The organism is Roseateles paludis (assembly GCF_039872745.1).
GTDB classification, from domain to species: domain Bacteria; phylum Pseudomonadota; class Gammaproteobacteria; order Burkholderiales; family Burkholderiaceae_C; genus Pelomonas; species Pelomonas paludis.
Window position 1 is genome coordinate 70,791 of record NZ_JBDPZD010000008.1, and the last position, 20,175, is coordinate 90,965.

17 protein-coding genes and 1 tRNA gene are annotated in these 20,175 nt (G+C 68.5%); 16 read left to right on the forward strand and 2 right to left on the reverse strand.

Annotation, left to right across the window (positions count from 1 at the left end):
* Positions 1-2 precede the first annotated feature (2 nt).
* The 15 genes from ABDJ85_RS19095 to ABDJ85_RS19165 all read left to right on the forward strand — a co-directional run bounded on the left by ABDJ85_RS19095 (position 3) and on the right by ABDJ85_RS19165 (position 14,613).
* Complete coding sequence (locus ABDJ85_RS19095; protein ID WP_347706400.1) at positions 3-695, forward strand: response regulator; 693 nt, start codon at positions 3-5, stop codon at positions 693-695.
* A gap of 94 nt (positions 696-789) precedes the next feature.
* Positions 790-865, forward strand: a tRNA-Phe gene (locus ABDJ85_RS19100).
* A gap of 154 nt (positions 866-1,019) precedes the next feature.
* Positions 1,020-1,415: a hypothetical protein gene (locus ABDJ85_RS19105; protein WP_347706401.1), complete on the forward strand. Its 396-nt coding sequence runs from the start codon at positions 1,020-1,022 to the stop codon at positions 1,413-1,415.
* A gap of 192 nt (positions 1,416-1,607) precedes the next feature.
* Complete coding sequence (locus ABDJ85_RS19110; protein ID WP_347706402.1) at positions 1,608-2,726, forward strand: BMP family ABC transporter substrate-binding protein; 1,119 nt, start codon at positions 1,608-1,610, stop codon at positions 2,724-2,726.
* Positions 2,727-2,750: 24 nt separating this feature from the next.
* On the forward strand, positions 2,751-3,881 hold the full coding sequence (locus ABDJ85_RS19115) for an ABC transporter permease (protein WP_347706403.1): 1,131 nt from the start codon (positions 2,751-2,753) through the stop codon (positions 3,879-3,881).
* Between the two features lie 8 nt (positions 3,882-3,889).
* The gene (locus ABDJ85_RS19120) at positions 3,890-4,804 is read left to right on the forward strand and encodes an ABC transporter permease (RefSeq protein WP_347706404.1); all 915 of its coding nucleotides are present in this window, start codon (positions 3,890-3,892) and stop codon (positions 4,802-4,804) included.
* Entirely contained in the window at positions 4,801-5,820 is a 1,020-nt protein-coding gene (locus ABDJ85_RS19125; protein WP_347706405.1) for a formamidase, read from the forward strand. The genes ABDJ85_RS19120 and ABDJ85_RS19125 overlap by 4 nt, the downstream gene beginning before the upstream one ends.
* Positions 5,821-5,827: 7 nt before the next feature.
* Positions 5,828-6,511 (forward strand): biuret amidohydrolase, encoded by a 684-nt coding sequence (gene biuH, locus ABDJ85_RS19130; protein ID WP_347706406.1) that lies wholly within the window; start codon positions 5,828-5,830, stop codon positions 6,509-6,511.
* A gap of 3 nt (positions 6,512-6,514) precedes the next feature.
* The gene (locus tag ABDJ85_RS19135; protein ID WP_347706407.1) at positions 6,515-8,038 is read left to right on the forward strand and encodes an ABC transporter ATP-binding protein; all 1,524 of its coding nucleotides are present in this window, start codon (positions 6,515-6,517) and stop codon (positions 8,036-8,038) included.
* On the forward strand, positions 8,038-8,715 hold the full coding sequence (locus tag ABDJ85_RS19140) for a cysteine hydrolase family protein (protein WP_347706408.1): 678 nt from the start codon (positions 8,038-8,040) through the stop codon (positions 8,713-8,715). Before ABDJ85_RS19135 ends, ABDJ85_RS19140 begins: the two co-directional genes overlap by 1 nt.
* A 144-nt stretch (positions 8,716-8,859) precedes the next feature.
* The gene (locus ABDJ85_RS19145) at positions 8,860-10,380 is read left to right on the forward strand and encodes an ABC transporter ATP-binding protein (protein ID WP_347706409.1); all 1,521 of its coding nucleotides are present in this window, start codon (positions 8,860-8,862) and stop codon (positions 10,378-10,380) included.
* Positions 10,367-11,437: an ABC transporter permease gene (locus tag ABDJ85_RS19150; RefSeq protein WP_347706410.1), complete on the forward strand. Its 1,071-nt coding sequence runs from the start codon at positions 10,367-10,369 to the stop codon at positions 11,435-11,437. Before ABDJ85_RS19145 ends, ABDJ85_RS19150 begins: the two co-directional genes overlap by 14 nt.
* Entirely contained in the window at positions 11,434-12,354 is a 921-nt protein-coding gene (locus ABDJ85_RS19155) for an ABC transporter permease (protein ID WP_347706411.1), read from the forward strand. The genes ABDJ85_RS19150 and ABDJ85_RS19155 overlap by 4 nt, the downstream gene beginning before the upstream one ends.
* A 50-nt stretch (positions 12,355-12,404) precedes the next feature.
* The gene (locus ABDJ85_RS19160) at positions 12,405-13,544 is read left to right on the forward strand and encodes a BMP family ABC transporter substrate-binding protein (RefSeq protein ID WP_347706412.1); all 1,140 of its coding nucleotides are present in this window, start codon (positions 12,405-12,407) and stop codon (positions 13,542-13,544) included.
* Between the two features lie 7 nt (positions 13,545-13,551).
* Entirely contained in the window at positions 13,552-14,613 is a 1,062-nt protein-coding gene (locus ABDJ85_RS19165) for an adenosine deaminase (protein WP_347706413.1), read from the forward strand.
* A gap of 15 nt (positions 14,614-14,628) precedes the next feature.
* Here the strand turns inward: ABDJ85_RS19165 and ABDJ85_RS19170 are convergent, their stop codons facing one another.
* Together ABDJ85_RS19170 and ABDJ85_RS19175 are read right to left on the reverse strand one after the other, a co-directional pair.
* The gene (locus ABDJ85_RS19170) at positions 14,629-15,405 is read right to left on the reverse strand and encodes an MBL fold metallo-hydrolase (RefSeq protein ID WP_347706414.1); all 777 of its coding nucleotides are present in this window, start codon (positions 15,403-15,405) and stop codon (positions 14,629-14,631) included.
* A 186-nt stretch (positions 15,406-15,591) separates the two neighbouring features.
* A complete protein-coding gene (locus ABDJ85_RS19175; RefSeq protein ID WP_347706433.1) occupies positions 15,592-16,473 on the reverse strand; it encodes an EamA family transporter in 882 nt (293 codons plus the stop codon).
* Between the two features lie 131 nt (positions 16,474-16,604).
* Between ABDJ85_RS19175 and ABDJ85_RS19180 the strand changes: the two genes are divergently transcribed.
* A complete protein-coding gene (locus tag ABDJ85_RS19180; RefSeq protein ID WP_347706415.1) occupies positions 16,605-20,144 on the forward strand; it encodes an indolepyruvate ferredoxin oxidoreductase family protein in 3,540 nt (1,179 codons plus the stop codon).
* Positions 20,145-20,175 lie beyond the last annotated feature (31 nt).

Consider the following 20,175-nt stretch of genomic DNA (forward strand, 5'->3'; position numbering starts at 1 on the left):
TCATGGCCACCATTCTTGTTGTCGACGACGAACTGGGCATCCGCGCGCTGCTCTCAGAGATCCTCAGCGACGAGGGACACACCATCGAGCTCGCTGAGAACGCGACGCAGGCCCGCGCCTACCGCGAGCGGGCGCGGCCCGATCTCGTCCTGCTCGACATCTGGATGCCCGACGTCGATGGCGTCACCCTGCTCAAGGAGTGGGGCGGCAGCGGCCTGCTGACCATGCCCGTCATCATGATGAGCGGCCACGGCACCATCGACACCGCCGTCGAGGCCACCAAGTACGGCGCCAGCGCCTTCCTGGAAAAGCCCATCACCCTGCAAAAGCTGCTGCGCTCCGTCGAGCAAGCCCTGGTCAAGACCACGCCGCGCCCCGCGCCCGCGCCCGTCGGCCTCAGCAGCTACCTGCGCCCCGAGCCCCTGGCCAGCATGCCCGCGCCCGGCCATGTGCTCCCCACCGTCAGTCACCACATCCCCAGCAGCCCCTCGTCCGAGCAGAGCTTCGACCTCGACCGCCCCCTGCGCGAGGCCCGCGACGCCTTCGAGAAGAGCTACTTCGAGTTCCACCTCGCCAAGGAAAACGGCTCCATGACCCGCGTCGCCGAAAAGACCGGCCTGGAGCGCACCCACCTCTACCGCAAGCTCAAGCAGCTCGGCGTCGACCTCACCCGCAACAAGCGCGGCGCAAGCTGAGCCCGCCCACCTCCGGGGCTGGAGCAACCTCAGCCCCTTGTGCTACAGTCACGGACTCCGTTGACCGGCCCCCAAGCCCTCAGCGCAAGATTCCGGCCAAGTAGCTCAGTTGGTAGAGCAGCGGATTGAAAATCCGCGTGTCGGTGGTTCGATTCCGCCCTTGGCCACCAAGCATGCAGGCCCCTGGTTTCGCTCGAAATCAGGGGCTTTTGCTTTCTCGGCTCCGCTTTGACGGCATGTCGGCCGTAGCGCCGGTGTTCGCAGGTCCGCCCATGGGCCTGCAACAGCTCCAATTCCCGTGGGTTGATGGACCAAGGACCCTCCGTGGCTGCTGCAAATACCGCCGTGCATGACGAACTGCTTGCCCTCGTCACCAAAACCCTCTGCACCCGCCCGCTGATGGGCTTTGCGCAAGAGTCCCAGCTGGACGGCGAAAGCCTGAAGGACGCCGTGGACCGCTACGAGGTCGATTACGCATGGCATGTGCTGGGCTCGGACCGCATGCGTAGCGAGACGATCGCGCTGCTGGAGACCAAGCTCAAGCATGCCGCGAACGACGCGCAAAAGGCCAGCGTGGCCGAGGTGTTGGCGGCCGCAGCGGCCGATCAGCCGGCCCACCTGCTGATGAGCTTTGACAACGACGTGCCCGAGCAACTGGCCGCCCTGCTGTGCGCACAGCACCAGCGCAAGGTAACGCCTGAAGTTGAAGCGGTGATCTAGGGCCAATCCCTCCCGGTGCACCCACGCACCCGTTCCCCACACGGCTTCCCCATTTCTGCACCAGCCGCGTGCAGCCTGAAGGGCCTGCCCAGGGCGTGAAGCCTGGCACGACCTCTGCTTGTATACAAGCCTGAACACCGGCGGGATTCGCCCCGGTGGGCTTTGTGGACGGGCAACTTCAGGAGAGCCGAGATGACGCGATCGCAGTGGAACCGCCGGGCATGGCTGGGCAATGTGGGTGCAGCCGGGGCTGGCTTGATGACAGCGGGCTGGAGTGGGCTGGCGCAGGCGCAAAAGCCGATGACGCTGGGCTTCATCTACGTGGGGCCGCGGGACGACTACGGCTACAACCAGTCGCACGCCGAGGCCGTGGCGCTGCTGAAGAAGATGCCGGGCCTCAAGATCGTCGAGGAGGAGAACGTCCCCGAGACGAACGCGGTGCAAAAAGCCATGCAGGGCATGATTGCCCAGGACGGCGCCTCGCTGCTGTTCCCGACCTCGTTCGGCTACTTTGACCCGCACATCCTGGCGCTGGCACCCAAGTACCCGAACGTGCGCTTTGCGCACTGTGGCGGGCTGTGGAACGAAGCCAAGCACCCCAAGAGCGTGGGCAGCTTCTTCGGCTACATCGATGAGGCTCAGTACCTGAACGGCGTGGTGGCGGCGCACGTGAGCAAGAGCAAGAAGCTCGGCTTCATTGCGGCCAAGCCCATCCCGCAGGTGCTGCGCAACATCAACGCCTTCACGATGGGCGCGCGCTCGGTGGACCCCAAGATCACCACCACCGTGGTCTTCACCGGCGACTGGAGCATGCCGGTCAAGGAAGCCGAGGCCACCAACAGCCTGGCCGACCAGGGCGTGGACGTGTTCACCATGCACGTGGACGGGCCCAAGGTGATCGTCGAGACAGCAGCCAAGCGCGGCAAGTTCGTCTGCGGCTACCACGCGAGCCAGGCCAAGCTGGCCCCGCAGGCCTATCTGACGGGCGCCGAATGGAACTGGATCACCGCCTACAAGCAGATCCTGGAAGCCGCCCAAACCGGCAAGCCGCACCCGAACTTTGTGCGCGGCGGGCTGAAGGACGGCTTCGTCAAGAGCAGCCCCTATGGCAGCGCCGTGCCCGAGGGCGCGCGCAAGCAGGCCGAGGCGATCCGTGCCCAGATGATGAAGGGCACGTTCGACATCTTCAAGGGCGAGCTCAAGGACAACACCGGCAAGGTCGTGATCCCGGCGGGCAAGGTGCTCAAACAGACCGACATGGAGCTGGAGGGCATGGCCTACCTGGTTGAAGGCGTGATCGGCAAGGTTTAACGCCTGACGCCAAGGAGCCGCGCCATGGCCACCGCCACCCGCCCCTGGACCCCTGCTGCTGAGGCTGTTCTGCTGCCGCTGCTGGCGCTGGGGGCGGCGCTGCTGCTGTTCGGGCTCTTCGTGTGGCTGGGCGGGGCGAGCCCGGTGGAGGCCTGGCAGATCCTCTTCCTCGGGGCGTTTGGCGATGCCTTCTCGTGGCAGAACACGCTGCTCCGGGCGGCGCCGCTGATGCTCACGGCCCTGGCCGTGGCGCTGCCGGCGCAAGCCGGTCTGATGATGATTGGCGGCGAGGGCGCGCTGGTGCTGGGCGCCTTGGGCTGCGCGGGCCTGCCGTATTTGTTCGGGCCGCCGGCCAACACGGTCGGCAGCGTGATGGTGCTGCTGGCCGGTGCCTTGATGGGCGCGGCCTGGGTCTGGCTGGCGGGCTGGTTGCGGCAGTGGCGCGGGGTTAACGAGACCATCTCCAGCCTGCTGCTGGCCTACATCGCCATCGCGCTTTTCAAGCACTTTGTGGAAGGGCCGATGCGCGACCCGGCAAGCCTCAACAAGCCCTCCACCCACCCGCTCGCCGAGGGCCTGCGCATCGGGCCCATCATGGGCGACGCGGCCATGGAGTCCTGGCTGGGTGACGTGCACTGGGGCCTCGTGATCGGCATCGTGCTGTGCGTGGTGTGCGGGGCCTGGCTGAGCTTCAGCGCCTCGGGCTTTGCGATGCGCGTGGTGGGCGGCAACGCGCGGGCGGCGCGGCTTGTGGGCCTGCCCACCAGCCGCTTGATCCTGCTGTCTTGCCTGCTGGGCGGTGCGGCGGCGGGGCTGGCGGGCGCTATCGAGGTGGCGGCCGTGCACAACGCCGCCAATGCGGCCGTCATCGCGGGGCTGGGCTACACGGGCATCCTGGTCAGCTTTGTGGCGCGGCACAACCCGTGGGCCATCCCGCCGGTGGCCATCCTGTTTGGTGGCTTTGCGGCGGCGGGCAGCCTGCTGCAGCGCCGGCTCGGGCTGCCCGATGCCTCGGTGCTGGTGCTGCAGGGCTTTGCCTTCGTCTTCATCCTGGCCACCGAAGCGCTGCGTGGGCGGCTCTTCAGCCTGCTGGTCATCAAGTGGCCGGCGCGCGCCGAGATGCCGGACACGCCGCTGCGCAAGGAGGCGGTATGAGCTTGTCGATGGACAACGTATCGGACCTGCTGCTCGCCGTCGTCGGCGGCGCGCTGCGGGTGGGCACGCCCTTCCTCTTCGTGAGCCTGGGCGAATGCCTGACGGAGAAGAGTGGCCGCATCAACCTCGGCCTCGAAGGCGTGCTGGTCTTCAGCGCCATGGCGGCGTTTGGCGGCGCGTATCTGACGGGCTCGCCGTGGCTCGGCGTGCTCGCGGCCTGCGTGTGCGGCGCCCTGCTGGCCATGCTGCACGGCCTGCTGTGCTCGCTGCCACGTGTGAGCGACATCGCCACCGGCATCGCGCTGATGCTGCTGGGCGCAGGCCTGGCCTTCTACCTGGGCAAGCCGCTGATTCAGCCGCAGGCGCCGCAGATTCCGTCGCTGCCGCTGGGCGCCTGGAGCAGCTCACCGGCCGTGCAGACGGCGCTGTCGGTCAATGCGCTCTTCCCCCTCGGCGTGCTGCTGGCGGGCTTGATGGCCTGGGGCTTCAAGAACACGCGCTGGGGCCTGGTGGTGCGCATGGCGGGCGACAGCAGCGACGCCGCGCGCGCGCTGGGCTACTCGGTCAACGGCGTGCGCATTGCGGCCACGATGGTCGGCGGCGCCATTGCGGGCCTGGGCGGCGCCTCGCTCTCGCTCTACTACCCGGGCAGCTGGAACGAAGGCCTGTCCAGCGGCCAGGGCCTGATCGCCGTGGCCCTGGTCATCTTTGCGCGCTGGCACCCCTGGCGCTGCCTGGGCGCGGCGCTGCTGTTCGGCGGCGCCGGCGCCATCGGGCCGGCGCTGCAAAGCGTGGGCGTCAGCGGCGGCTACTACCTGTTCAATGCCATGCCCTATGTGCTGACGCTGATCATCCTCGTGGCCACCTGCTCGACCAGCCAGTCGCTCAAGGGCGCGCCTGCCGAGCTGGGGGTGTCGCGATGAGCGGCTTGGGCGGCCTGAACAAGTCGCCGAACGGCGTCGTCATCGGCCTCGTGCAGCTGCAGCTGCCGGTGGTCGAGACGCCGGCTCAGCTCAAGGCCCAGGCCGAGCGCATCTGCTGGATGGTGGGCAAAGCGCGCCGCAATCTCGGGACCATGGACCTCGTCGTCTTCCCCGAGTACGCGCTGCATGGCCTCTCCATGAGCACTGCGCCGGAGCTGATGGTCAGCCTCGACGGGCCGGAGGTTGCGTCCTTCAAGGCGGCCTGTATCGAACATCGCATCTGGGGCTGTTTCTCCATCATGGAGGCCAACCCCGGCGGCAACCCCTACAACACCGGCCTCATCATCGATGACCAGGGCCAGATCCAGCTCTACTACCGCAAGCTCCACCCCTGGGTGCCCGTCGAGGCTTGGGAGCCCGGCAACATGGGCATCCCCGTGTGCACCGGCCCCAACGGCAGCAAGATCGCGCTGATCATCTGCCACGACGGCATGTTCCCGGAGATGGCGCGCGAGGCCGCCTACAAGGGCGCCGAGATCATCCTGCGCACAGCGGGCTACACAGCACCCATCCGCCACGCCTGGAAGATCACCAACCAGAGCAACGCCTTTCAGAATCTGGCCTACACCGCCAGCGTCTGCCTCTGCGGCAGCGATGGCAGCTTCGACAGCATGGGCGAAGGCATGTTCTGCAGCTTTGACGGCAGCGTCATGGTGGCTGGCGGCGGGCGGCCGGACGAGATCATCACCGCCGAGCTGCGGCCCGACCTCGTGCGCGAAGCGCGTGCGCTGTGGGGCGTCGAGAACAACCCCTACCAGCTCTGGCACCGCGGCTACGTGGCGGTGAAGGGCGGCGCGCAGGACTGCCCCTACACCTTCATGCAGGACATGGTGGCCGGCCGCTACCAACTGCCCTGGGCCGTGCAGGTCACCGACGGCACGCCCTGCGGCTTTGCGCCGCCCGAGCGCAGCTACCGAGGCGCTGAAGTGAACCCCTTTGAGAAAAAGCAGGACTAGCCGCGCCATGCCCACGCTTGCCTCCGCCCCCTACGCCTGGCCCTTTGACGGCGACTTCACGCCGGCCAACACCGCCCTCGTGATCATCGACATGCAGACCGACTTCTGCGGTGTCGGCGGCTATGTGGACAAGATGGGCTACGACCTCTCGCTGACCCGCGCGCCCATCGAGCCCTTGAAGGTGCTGCTCGCCGCCGCGCGCCGCGTCGGCATGCACGTCATCCACACCCGTGAGGGCCACCGGCCCGACCTGGCCGACCTGCCGGCCAACAAGCGCTGGCGCTCGCAGCAAATCGGCGCTGGCATCGGGGACGCTGGCCCCTGCGGCCGCATCCTCGTGCGCGGCGAGCCGGGCTGGGACATCATTCCCGAGCTCTACCCCATCGAGGGCGAGCCCATCATCGACAAGCCCGGCAAAGGCAGCTTCTGCGCGACGGACCTGGAGCTGATCCTGCACACGCGCGGCATCCGCAACCTCATCCTCACCGGCATCACGACGGACGTCTGCGTGCACACCACCATGCGCGAGGCCAATGACCGGGGCTTTGAGTGCGTGATGTTGAGCGACTGCACCGGCGCCACAGACCGTGGCAATCACGAGGCCGCGCTCAAGATGATCCAGATGCAGGGCGGGGTGTTCGGCGCGGTGGCCGACTCGAACGCCGTGCTGGATCTGCTCAAGGAGTTTTAAGCGATGCACGCGCTCCAGCTTGAGACCTACCAGCTCACCAAGCGCTTCGGCAGCTTCACCGCCATGGACAGCGTCTCGCTGACCGTGCGGCCCGGCACCGTGCATGCGCTGCTGGGCGAGAACGGCGCCGGCAAGAGCACGCTCGTGAAGGCCATCGTCGGCTACCACCGGCCCGATGCCGGCGCGGTGCTGGTGGACGGCCGCGAGTACGACATCAGCTCGCCCGTGGTCGCGCGCGATTTAGGCCTGGGCATGGTCTACCAGCACTTCACCGTGGTGCCCGGCATGAGCGTGGCCGAGAACCTGCTGCTGGCGCGCGGCCACCTGCCCATGGTGGTGGACTGGAAGGCCGCCCGCGCCGAGCTGGAAGCCTTCATGGCCACCACGCCCTTCCAACTGCCGCTGGATGCGCACCCGAGCGACCTCTCCGCTGGCGAGAAGCAAAAGCTCGAAATCCTCAAGCAGCTGTTCCTCAAGCCGCGCCTCTTGATCCTCGACGAGCCGACCTCGGTGCTGACCCCGCAGGAAGCCGACGAGGTGCTGGGCGCGCTGCGCGACCAGGCCCATGCGGGCGCCTGCTCGGTGCTGATGATCACGCACAAGTTCCGCGAGGTGATGGCCTATGCCGACGACGTGAGCGTGCTGCGCAAGGGCGCCCTTGTCGCCACCGGCGCGGTGGTCGACCACACGCCCGAGAGCCTGGCGCACGCCATGGTGGGAGAGGGCCATGCTGCCCCCACGTCCAGTGCCGCTAGTGAGCGCGAGGTGCGCGAGCCGGGCACCGTCAAGCTCGCCATCGAGTCGCTCGACGTGATGGGCGACCGCGGCGAGCCGGCTGTGCGGGCTCTGTCCTTGAGCGTGCGGCGTGGTGAGATCGTCGGCATCGCGGGCGTCAGCGGCAACGGCCAGCGCGAGCTGATGCAAGCCCTGGTGGGCCAGCGCGCGCGGCTCGCGGGCCGCGTCAGTGTGGATGGCACGCCCTTCCTCGCCCGCCGGGCCGAGAACCGCGCCCGCAAGGTGCGCAGCCTGCCCGAGGAGCCGCTGGGCAATGCCTGCGTCGGGCCCTTGAGCGTGGCGCAGAACATGGCGCTGCGCAGCTTTGATGAAAGCCCGTGGGCGCGCGGCGGCCTGGTGCGCTGGGCGGCCCTGCGCGAGCGGGCCCGCGCCTGGATTGCCGAGTACGGCGTCAAGACGCAAGGCGAGCGCGCCGCCATCCGCACCCTCTCAGGCGGCAATGTGCAGCGCGCCGTGCTGGCCCGCGAGCTGGCTGGCGAGGCGGAGCTGCTGCTGGTCAGCAACCCGGTCTTCGGGCTCGACTTTGCGGCGGTGGCCGAGATCCACAGCCGCCTGATGGCCGCGCGCAACCGTGGCGCCGCCGTGCTGCTCGTCAGCGAGGACCTGGACGAGTTGCTGATGCTGGCCGACCGCATCGTGGTGATAAGCGAGGGCCGCATCGTGCATGACATCGCTGCCGCCGAGGCGACGCGTCAATCCTTGGGCGCCTACATGGGCGGGAAGGGTCATTGATGAACAAGCAGCTCACCGTCCCCACGGCCCAGCCCTTTGCCTACAGCTTCAATCCTGCGCACACCGCGCTGGTCGTCATCGACATGCAGCGCGACTTCGTCGAGCCCGGTGGCTTTGGCGCCAGCCTCGGCAACGACGTGACGCGGCTGCAGGCCATCATCCCCGCCGTGCGAGCGATGCTCGATGCTTGGCGTGCCGTCGGGGGCACGGTGCTGCACACCCGCGAGGCGCATGCGCCCGACCTCTCCGACTGCCCGCCTGCCAAGCGCCTGCGCGGCAAGCCCTCGATGCGCATTGGCGACGCCGGGCCCATGGGCCGCATCCTGATTGCCGGCGAGCCGGGCGCGGAAATCGTGCCCGAGCTGGCGCCGCTGCCGGGCGAGCTGGTGGTCGACAAACCCGGCAAGGGCATGTTCTACGGCACACCGGTGGACGCCCTGCTGCGCGAGCGCGGCATCACCCATTTGCTCTTCATGGGCGTGACGACCGAGGTCTGTGTGCAGACCTCGATGCGCGAAGCCAATGACCGGGGCTACGAGTGCCTGATCGTCGAAGACGGCACCGAGAGCTATTTCCCGTCCTACAAGGTGGCCACGCTGTCCATGCTGACGGCGCAGGGCGCCATCGTGGGCTGGAGCGCGACCACGGCCGAGATCCAGCAAGCGCTTCAGGGCTGAGCCTCCGGGGTGCATGCCCCAGCCCCAGGACGCCCCAACATGGCACGTGATTTGCTGTGCCTTGATCGCTATCGTTGGCCGTCTTCCGGCATGGCTGGGCCTGCCTGACGATGTCATCTCCACGGGCGGGGGCGCACCTCTGACATGCTTCGACTTGAGCTGATCGGCATTACCAAGCAGTACCCCACCGTGCGCGCCAATGACGGTGTGCACCTCCAAGTGGCACCGGGCCAAATCCATGCCGTGCTGGGCGAGAACGGTGCAGGCAAATCGACGCTGATGAAGGTCATCTACGGCGCCACGCGGCCCGACGCGGGGCGCATGGTCTGGAATGGCCGCGAGGTGCAGGTGGCCAGCCCCGCGCAGGCACGCCAGCTTGGCATCAGCATGGTCTACCAGCACTTCTCGCTGTTCGACACCCTAACGGCGGCCGAGAACATCTGGCTCGGGCTCGACAAGGCGGGCTCTCTGGCCGAGGTCATCCAGCAAACCCGCCAGGTCTCGGAGGCCTACGGCCTGCCGGTGGACCCCATGCGGCCGGTGCACACGCTTAGCGTCGGCGAGCGCCAGCGCGTCGAGATCGTGCGGGCGCTGCTGACCAAACCCCAGCTCCTGATCCTCGACGAGCCCACCTCGGTGCTGACGCCGCAGGCCGTCGAGAAGCTCTTCGTCACCCTGCGCCAGCTGGCCAGCGAGGGCTGCGCCATCCTCTACATCTCGCACAAGCTGAACGAGATCCGCAGCCTCTGCCACCACTGCACGGTGCTGCGCGGCGGCCGCGTGGTCGGTGAGGTGGACCCCAGCCAGGAAACCAATGCCAGCCTGGCCCGATTGATGACGGGCGCCGAGACCCTGGCGCTCAGCAGCCGTGACGGCACGCCTGGCGCCGAGGTGCTGGCCGTGCAGCAGCTGCGGCTGGCGCAGCGCGACCCCTTTGGCGTGAGCCTGCAAGGCATCGGCCTCAATGTGCGTGCCGGCGAGATCGTGGGCGTGGCGGGCGTCTCGGGCAATGGCCAGCAGGAGCTGCTGGCGGCCCTGTCGGGCGAAGACCCGCGCGCGCCGGCCGGCAGCATCCGCCTCTTCGGTCAGGACGTGGCCCAGGCCTCGCCGCAGCAGCGGCGCCGGTTGGGGCAGCACTTTGTGCCGGAGGAGCGCCTGGGGCGCGGCGCCGTGCCGCCGCTCTCGCTGGCCGCCAACACCTTGCTCACGCGCACCGAAGCCGTCGGCCCGCTGGGCTGGCTGCGCCTGGGGCGCACGCGCGCGCTGGCGGGCAGCCTGATCGAGCGCTTTCGCGTCAAGGCCGGCGGCACCGAGGCCGTGGCGCGCACGCTCTCGGGCGGCAACCTACAGAAGTTCATCGTCGGCCGCGAGATCGATGCCTCACCCAAGCTATTGATCATCAGCCAGCCCACCTGGGGTGTGGACGTGGGCGCGGCGGCGCAGATCCGCCAGGCCTTGCTGGCGTTGCGCAACCAGGGCTGCGCGGTGCTGGTCTTCAGCGAGGAGCTGGACGAGCTCTTCGAGCTGTGCGACCGGCTGCACGTGATTGCCCAAGGCCGGCTCTCGCCCTCGTTGCCCATCGAGGCCGCGACGCGTGAGCTGATCGGCACCTGGATGTCGGGCTTGTGGCCTGCCGACGAGGAGACCCCACGTGCTGCGGCTTGAGCCCCGGGCCCAACTCGGCTGGGTGCAGGCCCTGGCCTCGCCGCTGATCGCGCTGCTGCTGACGCTGGCGGCCGGCGTTCTGCTCTTCACCGCCTTGGGCAAGGACCCGATCCAGGCCCTGGGCCTTTTCTTCATCGAGCCGCTCAAGAGCGCCTATGCGCTGTCGGAGCTGAGCATCAAGGCCGTGCCCCTGCTCTTGATCGCACTGGGGCTGGCGGTGTGCTTCCGCGCCAATGTCTGGAACATCGGAGCCGAGGGGCAGTTCGTGCTCGGGGCGCTGGGCGCGGGTTACGTCGCCATGCACGCGGGGCCGGGCAGCTCGGCCTGGGTGCTGGTGCCTGTGCTGCTGGCCGGCGTGCTCGGCGGCATGCTGTGGGCGGGCGTGGTGGCCCTGCTGCGTGACCGCTTCAACACCAATGAGATCCTGGTCAGCCTGATGCTGGTCTATGTGGCCACGCTGCTGCTGAACTACCTGATCTATGGGCCCTGGAAGGATCCGGCCGGCTACAACTTCCCACAGACCGTGCTGTTTGACGCCGCCACGCGCCTGCCCCGCCTGGTGCCGGGCCTGCGCATGAACCTGGGGCTGGTGATCGCGCTGGCGCTGGTGGTGGCGCTGCTGGTCTTCCAGTTCCGCACCTACCGGGGCTATGCGCTGATGGTGGGCGGCCTGGCCCCGGCGGCGGCGCGCTATGCAGGCTTCTCGTCGCGCGGCGCGGTCTGGACGGCGCTGCTGCTCTCGGGCGGGCTTGCGGGCCTGGCGGGCGCGGTGGAGGTGGCGGGGCCGCTGGGCCAGCTCACGCCCTATGTGCCGGTGGGCTATGGCTTCGGGGCCATCATCGTGGCCTTCGTGGGGCGGCTGCACCCGGTGGGCATCGTGTTCTCGTCGGTGCTGATGAGCATGTTCTACATCGGCGGCGAGCTGGCGCAGAGCCGCATGGGCCTGCCCAAGTCGCTCACCAGCGTCTTCCAGGGCCTGCTGCTGTTTGCACTGCTGGCCTGCGACCAGGCGCTGCTGTACCGGGTGCGCTGGCAGACCAAGGGGACGGCGGCATGAATGAGATTGCGCTGCTGATCGCCGCCACGCTGAGCGCGGGCACGGTGCTGGCCATCGCGGCGCTGGGCCTGCTCATCAACGAGCGTGCCGGGGTCGTCAACCTGGGGGCCGAGGGCCTGATGCTGGTGGCCGCCATCGCGGGCTTTGCGGCAGCCGTGCACTCGGGGTCTGACCTGCTGGGTTTTGCGGCGGGCATGGGCGCAGGCGCGCTGCTGGCGGCGCTCTCTGGCGTGCTGATGATCTGGCTCGGCACCAACCAGTACGCCACGGGCCTGGCGCTCAGCCTCTTCGGCGCGGGCTTCTCGGCCTTTGTGGGCGTTGAGTACACCCAGCAGCGGCTGAGCGAGCGCAGCCACTTTGCCGTCCCCGGGCTGGCCGACCTGCCCTTTGTAGGCAAGGCCTTGTTCGAGCACCACCCCTTGGTCTACGGCGCGCTGCTGCTGGCGCTGGGCCTGCATCTCTTCCTCTACCGCACGCGCGCCGGCCTGGTGCTGCGCGCGGTGGGCGAGTCGCCCGAGTCGGCACACGCGCTGGGCTACCCGGTGCGGCGCATCCGGCTCGCAGCCATGGCCGTGGGCGGCGCGCTGTGCGGCCTGGCGGGGGCTTACCTGTCGATCATCTACACCCCGCTCTGGGTCGAGGGCATGGTGGCCGGCAAGGGCTGGATCGCCCTGGCCCTGACCACCTTTGCCACCTGGCGGCCGGCACGCGTATTGCTGGGGGCCTATCTGTTTGGCGGCGTGACCATGCTGCAGTTTCATCTGCAGAGCGAGGGCATCGACATCGCGAGCCAGTGGCTCTCGATGCTGCCCTATCTCGCCACCATCGTCGTGCTGGTGCTCATTTCGCGCAACCCGACCTGGATCCGCATCAACATGCCCGCGTCCCTGGGCAAACCGTTCCGGCCCGGGGCTTGAGGCAGGGCCCTCTCACCCACCCTTGCACTTTGTCCCTCCGAGGAGTTCGCATGAAGACACACGATTCGATCCGCCGGACCTTAGGCCTGGCTTGCCTTGCCGGTCTCCTTGCCTTGACGGCCTGCGGCAAGAAGGAAGAGGCCGCGCCGGCCGCCACCGCCGCCTCAGCGCCTGCCAAGCCCGAACCGCTGAAGGTGGCCTTTGCCTACGTAGGCCCGGTGGGCGATGGCGGCTGGACCTTTGCGCACGACAACGCCCGCAAGGCGCTGGAGAAGGAGTTCGGGGACAAGATCGTCACCACCTTCGTCGAGAAGGTGCCCGAGGCCGCTGACGCCGAGCGCGTCTTCAACGACATGGTGGGCCAGGGCAACAAGCTGATCTTCGGCACCACCTTCGGCTACATGGAGCCCATGCTCAAGGTCGCCGCCGAGAACAAGGGCGTGAAGTTCGAACACGCCACCGGCTACAAGACCGCCGAGAACCTGCGCACCTATGACAGCCGCACCTACGAGGGCGCCTACATGGCCGGCGTGATCGCGGGCAGCATGACCAAGTCGAACGTGCTGGGCGTGGTCGGCTCCATCCCCATCCCCGAGGTGATCCGCAACATCAACAGCTTCACCCTCGGTGCGCAGAGCGTGAACCCCAAGATCAAGACCAAGGTGGTCTGGGTCAACGAGTGGTTCAACCCGCCCAAGGAGACCGAGGCCGCGACAGCGCTGATCAACGGCGGCGCCGACGTGCTGATGCAGAACACCGACTCCGCCGCCGTGCTCAAGACGGCCGAGGAAAAGGGCAAGCGCGCCTTCGGCTGGGACTCCGACATGACGGCCTACGGCCCCAAAGCCCACCTCGCGTCCGCCGTCATCAACTGGGCCCCGTACTACATCAAGGCCACGCGTGATGCGCTGGAAGGCACCTGGGCCACCGGCCAGGCCTGGTGGGGCGTGAAGGAAGGCGCCATCGACATCGTCTCCATCGCCGCCGACGTGCCGGCCGAAGCCAAGGCCAAGCTCGACACCGTCAAGGCCGGCCTCAAGGACGGCAGCTTCAGCGTCTGGAAGGGCCCCATCGTCGACAACACCGGCAAGGAAGTGCTGGCCAAGGATGTGGTGGCGGATGACGCCTTTCTGGGCGGTGTGAAGTTCTATGTGAAGGGCGTCGAGGGGAAGGTCCCCGGCTCGAAGTAACTCGGTCATGAGCAGCACCCTCGACTTCTCCCGCATCCCCCGCTCCGCCTTGCCGGGCCTACTCGCGCGCGCGCCGAAGGCGGAGCTGCACATGCACATCGAGGGTTCGCTGGAGCCGGAGCTGAGCTTTCAGCTCGCGGCGCGGCATGGCATCACCTTGCCGTACGCGAGCGTCGAGGCGCTGCGCGAGGCGATGGACTTTGAGGACCTGCAGAGCTTTCTCAACCTCTACTACGCCTGCGCCGACGTGCTGCGCACCGAGGACGACTTCTTTGAGCTGGGCTGGGCCTACTTCCAGCGCGCGGCGGCGGACGGCATCGTGCATGCCGAGATCTTTTTCGACCCGCAGACGCACACCGCCCGTGGCGTGCCCATGGGCGCCGTCATCCTGGGCCTGCACCGGGCCTCGGAGCAGGCGCGGCGGCAGCTGGGGCTGAGCAGTAGCCTGATTCTGTGCTTCCTGCGGCACCTGAGCGAGGAAGAGGCGCTGCAGACCCTGGAGGCCGCCCTGCCCTACCGCGAGTTCTTCATCGGCGTGGGGCTGGACAGCGCCGAGCGCGACCACCCGCCCGCCAAGTTTGAGCGCGTGTTTGCCTGGGCCCGCACGCTCGGCCTGCACGTGGTGGCGCACGCGGGCGAAGAAGGCCCGGCCGCCTATGTGGAGCAGGCGCTGGACCTGCTGCACGCCGAGCGCATTGACCACGGCGTGCGCAGCATCGACAGCCCGGCCCTGATGCAGCGCCTGGCCCACGAGGGCGTGCCGCTGACGGTGTGCCCACTGTCCAACCTCAAGCTCTGCGTGGTGCCAGACCTGGCCGAGCACCCGCTGCCCCAACTGCTGGCCGCCGGCCTGCGCGTGACGATCAACTCGGACGACCCGGCCTACTTTGGCGGCTATTTGCTGGACAACTTCCGGGCGCTGTTTGACGCCCTGCCGCAATGGGGCGCGGCCGAGGCCTATGCGCTGCTGCGCAACAGCCTGCAGGCGAGCTTTGTGGCACCCGAGCAGAAGGTGGCCTGGATGGCCCAGCTTGATGCGCGCTTTGTCGCGGCGATGACGCCGGCCTGACTGGGCTCAGCCGGCTCAAACCGGCATCACATCGCCCGAGTGCAGGGCCTGAATACGGTGTGCGCTTTGCAGTGCGCCGATGCCGGCCATCACGGCCTCCACCTCGCCGGGCTTGATGTGGGTGATGCGCACTTCAACGCTGCCTTGCAGCTGCGCCAGTTCTTTGCCCAGGTCCTCGGGGCAGAGGTGCTGGCTCAGGTGGGCGACGACCTTCTCGTCGTCGCTGAACGCCGTCTCGATCACGAGGTGCGAGAGCTGCAGCTGATTGAGTCGCTGCCACAGCAGCGGGTTGGGGCCGGTGTCGCCGGTGTAGACCCAGTGCTTGCCGCCGCTGCCCTGCACGGCAAAGCCGCAGGCCGGCACCGTGTGCGCGGCGGGCAGGATCTCGATGACGCGACCCCCGAGGTCGATGCGGTCACCAATGGCATACGGGTGCAGGCTGAGCACCGGGTGGCTGCTGCTGGGCAGGCGCGTGAAGTCAGGCCAGATCACGCCGTTGAAGACATGCTGGCGCAGTGCGTCCAGGGTCTCGGGCAGGGCGTGCACCTGCACCGGTGGGCGGCCAGCGGCGTGGCGCAGGCGCAGCACCGCATCGGCCAGCAGCGGGATGCCCAGGATGTGGTCCAGGTGCGAGTGGCTGAGGCAGATGTGGTCAATGCGCGCCAGCGCCTCCAGGCTGAGCAGGCCCACGCCCGTGCCGGCATCAAGCAGCACGTCGTCGTCGAGCAGGAAGGCAGTGGTCTGGTAGCCGGCGGCAATCGCACCGGAGCAACCCAGGACGCGGATGTTCATGAGGGGAAGGCTTGGGTCTGAAGGGGCCCGCACAACGACCGCGAACCCGAGGCCATGAATGTAAGCAGGCGCGGCGCCCCTCCGACGGGCGTATTACCGAAGCGCCGCGACTGCTGGCCCCCCCCTCGGGGTGGAACGTGCAGAAGTCACGACACCCACCGGGACGGATGAGCTTTGAGCCTCAAGTCAGGCGCCTTCACGTACGCGGCGCCGCAGCGCCGGCCAGAACACATTGAGCGCCAGGCCCGCCAGCACCAGGCCGGCGGCAGCCAGCTTCCAGCCCGGCAGCGGCTCGGCCACCACCACGCTCGCCACCACCATGCCCACCACCGGCACCCCCAGCGCAAAGGGCACCACGCGCGATGCCTCGTGGCGTGAGAGCAGCCAGCTCCAGACACCATAGCCAAACAGCGTGTTGGCATAGGCCTGCCAGCCCATGGCCAGCCAGGCCTTGGGCGAGGCCGCGCGGATGGCACCGAGCCCATTCGCCAACCCGTCATGCCAGGCCACCAACGCCCACAGCGCCGCCGCCGCAAAGAAGCTGCTCCACACCGTGTAGGCCAGCATATTGACGCGCCCCGCGCGCTTGCCCACGAGGTTGCCGCAAGCCCAGGAGAAGGCGGCAGCCAAGGTGAGCAAGAGCCCGAGCGGCGTGACGCTGCCCCCGGTGTGCGTGAGGATCACCCCGATACCGCCCGCTGCCAGCGCCAGCGCCACACCCTGGAAGCGCTGCACCCGCTCGCCCGCAAAGACCACCGCCAGCAGCAGGGTGAAGAAGACCTGGGTCTGGATGACCAGCGAGGCCATGCCGGGCGAGATGTCCTGCGCCATGGCCGTGTAGAGCAGCGCAAACTGCCCCGCGCCAACAAACAAGCCATAGGCCGCCAACTGCCCCCAGGGCACTGCCAGGCGCGGCAGCAGCAAGGCGGCCGGCAGGGCGGCCATCGTGAAGCGCAGCGCCGCCATGGTCAGCGGCGGCAGCTCGGCCAGCGCGAACTGGATGACCACGAAGTTGCTGCCCCAGACCAGCACCGCCGCCAGCGCGAGCAGAAGGTGACGCGGTGGCAGGGCGGCGGCGCTCATGCGCGCATCATGCCCGGCGTTTGCCTACACTGGCCGGCACTCGGCCTCACCAGGCCATTCGCTGCTCGCACGCTCCAGAAGGGCTGACCGGGCCGCCAGACCCAAGGAGCCCCACCATGAACGCGCCTTTGCCGGAGCACGTGCTCCGCGCCCTGCAGTCCGTCACGCTCGACGACAAATACGCCCTCGACACCGGGCGAGCCTTCATGAGCGGGGTCCAGGCCCTGGTGCGGCTGCCCATGCTGCAGCGCGTGCGTGATGCCGCCGCCGGGCTCAACACGGCCGGCTTCATCAGCGGCTACCGCGGCTCGCCGCTCGGCACCTACGACCAGGCCCTGATGGCCGCGCGCGAGCACCTCAAGCGCCAGTACATCGTCTTCCAGCCTGGCGTCAACGAAGAGCTCGGCGCCACCGCCGTCTGGGGCACCCAGCAGCTCGACCTCACGCCAGACGTCAAACGCTTCGACGGCGTCTTCGGCCTCTGGTACGGCAAGGGCCCGGGCGTGGACCGCTGCATCGACGTCTTCAAGCACGCCAACATGGCCGGCACTGCGCGGCACGGCGGCGTGATTGCCGTGGCGGGCGACGACCACATCGCCAAGAGCAGCACCGCCGCCCACCAGAGCGACCACGTCTTCAAGGCCGCCGGCCTGCCGGTGTTCTTCCCGAGCAGCGTGCAGGACATCCTCGACATGGGCCTGCACGCCTTTGCGCTCAGCCGCTTCTCGGGGCTCTGGGCGGGCATGAAGACCATCCAGGAGATCGTCGAGTCGTCCAGCTCCATCAGCGTCGACCCCGACCGCGTGCGCATCGTCTTGCCCGAGGACTTCGAGACGCCGCCGGGCGGCTTGCACATCCGCTGGCCCGACCCGCCGCTGGAGCAGGAAGCGCGGATGATGAACTTCAAGTGGTATGCCGCGATGGCCTATGTGCGCGCCAACCGGCTCAACCACAACGTCATCGAGAGTCCGCAGGATCGCTTCGGCATCATCGCCAGCGGCAAGGCCTACAACGACACCCGCCAGGCCCTGCATGACCTGGGGCTGGACGACGCCACCTGCCGCCAGCTTGGCATCCGCCTGCACAAGGTCAATGTGGTGTGGCCGCTGGAGGCGCAGACCACGCGCGCCTTTGCGCAAGGGCTGCAGGAGATCCTCGTCGTCGAGGAGAAGCGCCAGATCATCGAGTACCAGGTCAAGGAAGAGCTCTACAACTGGCGGCCCGACGTGCGGCCCAATGTGCTGGGCAAGTTCGACGCCGGTGACGCTGACGGCGGCGAGTGGAGCGTGCCCAACCCCAGCGAGCACTGGCTCTTGCGCCCGCAGGCCGACCTCACGCCCGCGATCATTGCCCGCGCCATTGCCAAGCGCCTCAAGCGCCTGGGCGTGGACGCCGACACCGCCGCGCGGCTCGATGCGCGGGTGGCGCTGATCGAGGCCAAAGAGCGCGCGCTGCTCGAGGAGCTGGCCACCGCCGGCAGCGCCGAGCGCACGCCCTGGTTCTGCAGCGGCTGCCCGCACAACACCTCCACCAAGGTCCCCGAGGGCTCGCGCGCGCTGGCCGGCATTGGCTGCCACTACATGGTGAACTGGATGCCCGGGCGCCGCACCGCCACCTTCACCCAGATGGGCGGCGAAGGCGTGCCCTGGGTGGGCCAGGCGCCCTTTACGACCGAGCGGCATGTGTTTGCCAACCTGGGCGACGGCACCTACTTCCACAGCGGCCTGCTCGCCATCCGCCAGAGCATCGCGGCCGGCGTCAACATCACCTACAAGATCCTCTACAACGACGCCGTCGCCATGACGGGCGGCCAGCAGGTGGGTGAGCGGCCCGAGGGTCACAGCGTGCTGCAGATCATGCAAAGCTGCTTGGCCGAAGGCGTGCGGCGTTTCGTGATCGTGACGGACGAGCCCGAGAAGTACACCGGCCAAGCCTTGCTCCCCGGCGTCACCGTTCACCACCGCCGCGAGATGGATGCGCTGCAGCGCGAGTTCCGCGAGATCTCCGGGACCACGGTACTGCTCTACGACCAGACCTGCGCCACCGAGAAGCGCCGCCGCCGCAAGCGCGGCAAGCTGCAGGACCCGGCGCGCCGCGTCGTCATCAACGCGGCGGTGTGCGAGGGCTGCGGCGACTGCAGCACCCAGTCCAACTGCCTGTCCGTCGAGCCGCTGGAGACCGAGCTCGGGCGCAAGCGCCGCATCAACCAAAGCACCTGCAACAAGGACTACGCCTGCCTGGAGGGCTTCTGCCCGAGCTTCGTGACCGTCGAGGGCGGGCAGCTGAAGAAGCCCGACACGCGCCGCAGCCCCGACCCCTTCAGCCTCCCGCCCCTGCCCGAGCCTGCGGTGCCCGCCGCGCCCCAGGCCTTCGGCATCGTCGTGGCCGGCGTGGGCGGCACGGGCGTCATCACCATCGGCCAGCTGCTCGGCATGGCCGCGCACCTGGAGGGCAAGGGCGTCATCACGCAAGACGCCGCCGGCCTCGCGCAAAAGGGCGGCGCCACCTGGAGCCACATCCAGATCGCCGACGCGCCTGACCACATCTACGCCACCAAGGTCGGCACCGCCGAGGCCGATCTCGTCATCGCCTGCGACGCCATCGTGGCCGCCAACAAGGCCACGCTTGCTGTGCTGCGCGAGGGCCGCACAGCGGTGGCCCTCAACACCCACGGCACGCCCACGGCGGCCTTTGTGGGCGACCCCGGCTGGCAGTACCCCGGCGCGGCGTGTGAGTCGGCCCTCAAGCAGGCCGTCGGCCCCGAGCACCTGCTGGCGTTCGACGCCGAGCGCGTGGCCCAACAGCTGCTGGGCGATTCCATCTTCACCAATCCGCTGATGCTGGGCGTGGCCTGGCAGATGGGCCGCGTGCCGCTCACGCGCGAGGCCTTGCTGCGCGCCATCGAGCTCAACGGCGTGCAGGTCGAGCGCAACCGCGCCGCCTTCGAGTGGGGCCGCCGCTGCGCGCATGACCTCGCCAGCGTCGAAGCCTTGCTCGTCACCGAGCAGGTGATCGAGGTCCTCAAGCGGCCCAGCCTAGATGCCTTGATCGAACGCCGCGTCGAGCTGCTCACTGCGTATCAAAACGCCGCCTACGCCTCGCAGTACCGCGCCTTTGTCGAGCGCGTGCGCGCCGCCGAGGCGCCGCTTGGCAGTACCCGGCTCACCGAGGCAGTGGCCATCCAGCTGCACCGGCTGATGGCCTACAAGGACGAGTACGAGGTGGCCCGCCTGCACACCGACCCGGCCTTCCTCGCCGGCATCGCCGCGCAGTTCGAGGGCGACTTCAAACTCGTCCACCACCTCGCCCCGCCCGGCCTTTCCAGCCATAACGACAAGGGTGAACTCGTCAAGCGCCCCTTCGGCCCCTGGGTCCGCCCGGCGATGAAGCTGCTGGCCAAGCTCAAGAGCTTGCGTGGCACCGCGCTCGACGTCTTTGGCTACACGGCCGAGCGGCGCATGGAGCGTGAATGGATCGAGCGCTATCGCCGTGGCATTGAGGGGCGGTTGCCTGGCCTCAATGCCGAGACCTTGCCGCAAGCTTTGGAGCTGGCCCGCCTGCCCGAGCAACTGCGCGGGTTTGGGCATGTGAAGGCGAGGAATGAGGCGCAGCTTAGGGAGGGATGGGATCGCCTGCTGCAAACCCTGAAAGCCTGATGGGCGCGCGCGCATAGACTGCGCGCCACTT

Coding starts and splice junctions, on each gene's coding strand:
- ABDJ85_RS19095 (WP_347706400.1), top strand. CDS start 3: ATGGCCACCATTCTTGTTGTCGACGACGAACTGGGCATCCGCGCGCTG.
- ABDJ85_RS19110 (WP_347706402.1), top strand. CDS start 1,608: ATGACGCGATCGCAGTGGAACCGCCGGGCATGGCTGGGCAATGTGGGT.
- ABDJ85_RS19115 (WP_347706403.1), top strand. CDS start 2,751: ATGGCCACCGCCACCCGCCCCTGGACCCCTGCTGCTGAGGCTGTTCTG.
- ABDJ85_RS19120 (WP_347706404.1), top strand. CDS start 3,890: ATGGACAACGTATCGGACCTGCTGCTCGCCGTCGTCGGCGGCGCGCTG.
- ABDJ85_RS19125 (WP_347706405.1), top strand. CDS start 4,801: ATGAGCGGCTTGGGCGGCCTGAACAAGTCGCCGAACGGCGTCGTCATC.
- biuH (WP_347706406.1), top strand. CDS start 5,828: ATGCCCACGCTTGCCTCCGCCCCCTACGCCTGGCCCTTTGACGGCGAC.
- ABDJ85_RS19135 (WP_347706407.1), top strand. CDS start 6,515: ATGCACGCGCTCCAGCTTGAGACCTACCAGCTCACCAAGCGCTTCGGC.
- ABDJ85_RS19140 (WP_347706408.1), top strand. CDS start 8,038: ATGAACAAGCAGCTCACCGTCCCCACGGCCCAGCCCTTTGCCTACAGC.
- ABDJ85_RS19145 (WP_347706409.1), top strand. CDS start 8,860: ATGCTTCGACTTGAGCTGATCGGCATTACCAAGCAGTACCCCACCGTG.
- ABDJ85_RS19155 (WP_347706411.1), top strand. CDS start 11,434: ATGAATGAGATTGCGCTGCTGATCGCCGCCACGCTGAGCGCGGGCACG.
- ABDJ85_RS19160 (WP_347706412.1), top strand. CDS start 12,405: ATGAAGACACACGATTCGATCCGCCGGACCTTAGGCCTGGCTTGCCTT.
- ABDJ85_RS19165 (WP_347706413.1), top strand. CDS start 13,552: ATGAGCAGCACCCTCGACTTCTCCCGCATCCCCCGCTCCGCCTTGCCG.
- ABDJ85_RS19170 (WP_347706414.1), bottom strand. CDS start 15,405: ATGAACATCCGCGTCCTGGGTTGCTCCGGTGCGATTGCCGCCGGCTAC.
- ABDJ85_RS19180 (WP_347706415.1), top strand. CDS start 16,605: ATGAACGCGCCTTTGCCGGAGCACGTGCTCCGCGCCCTGCAGTCCGTC.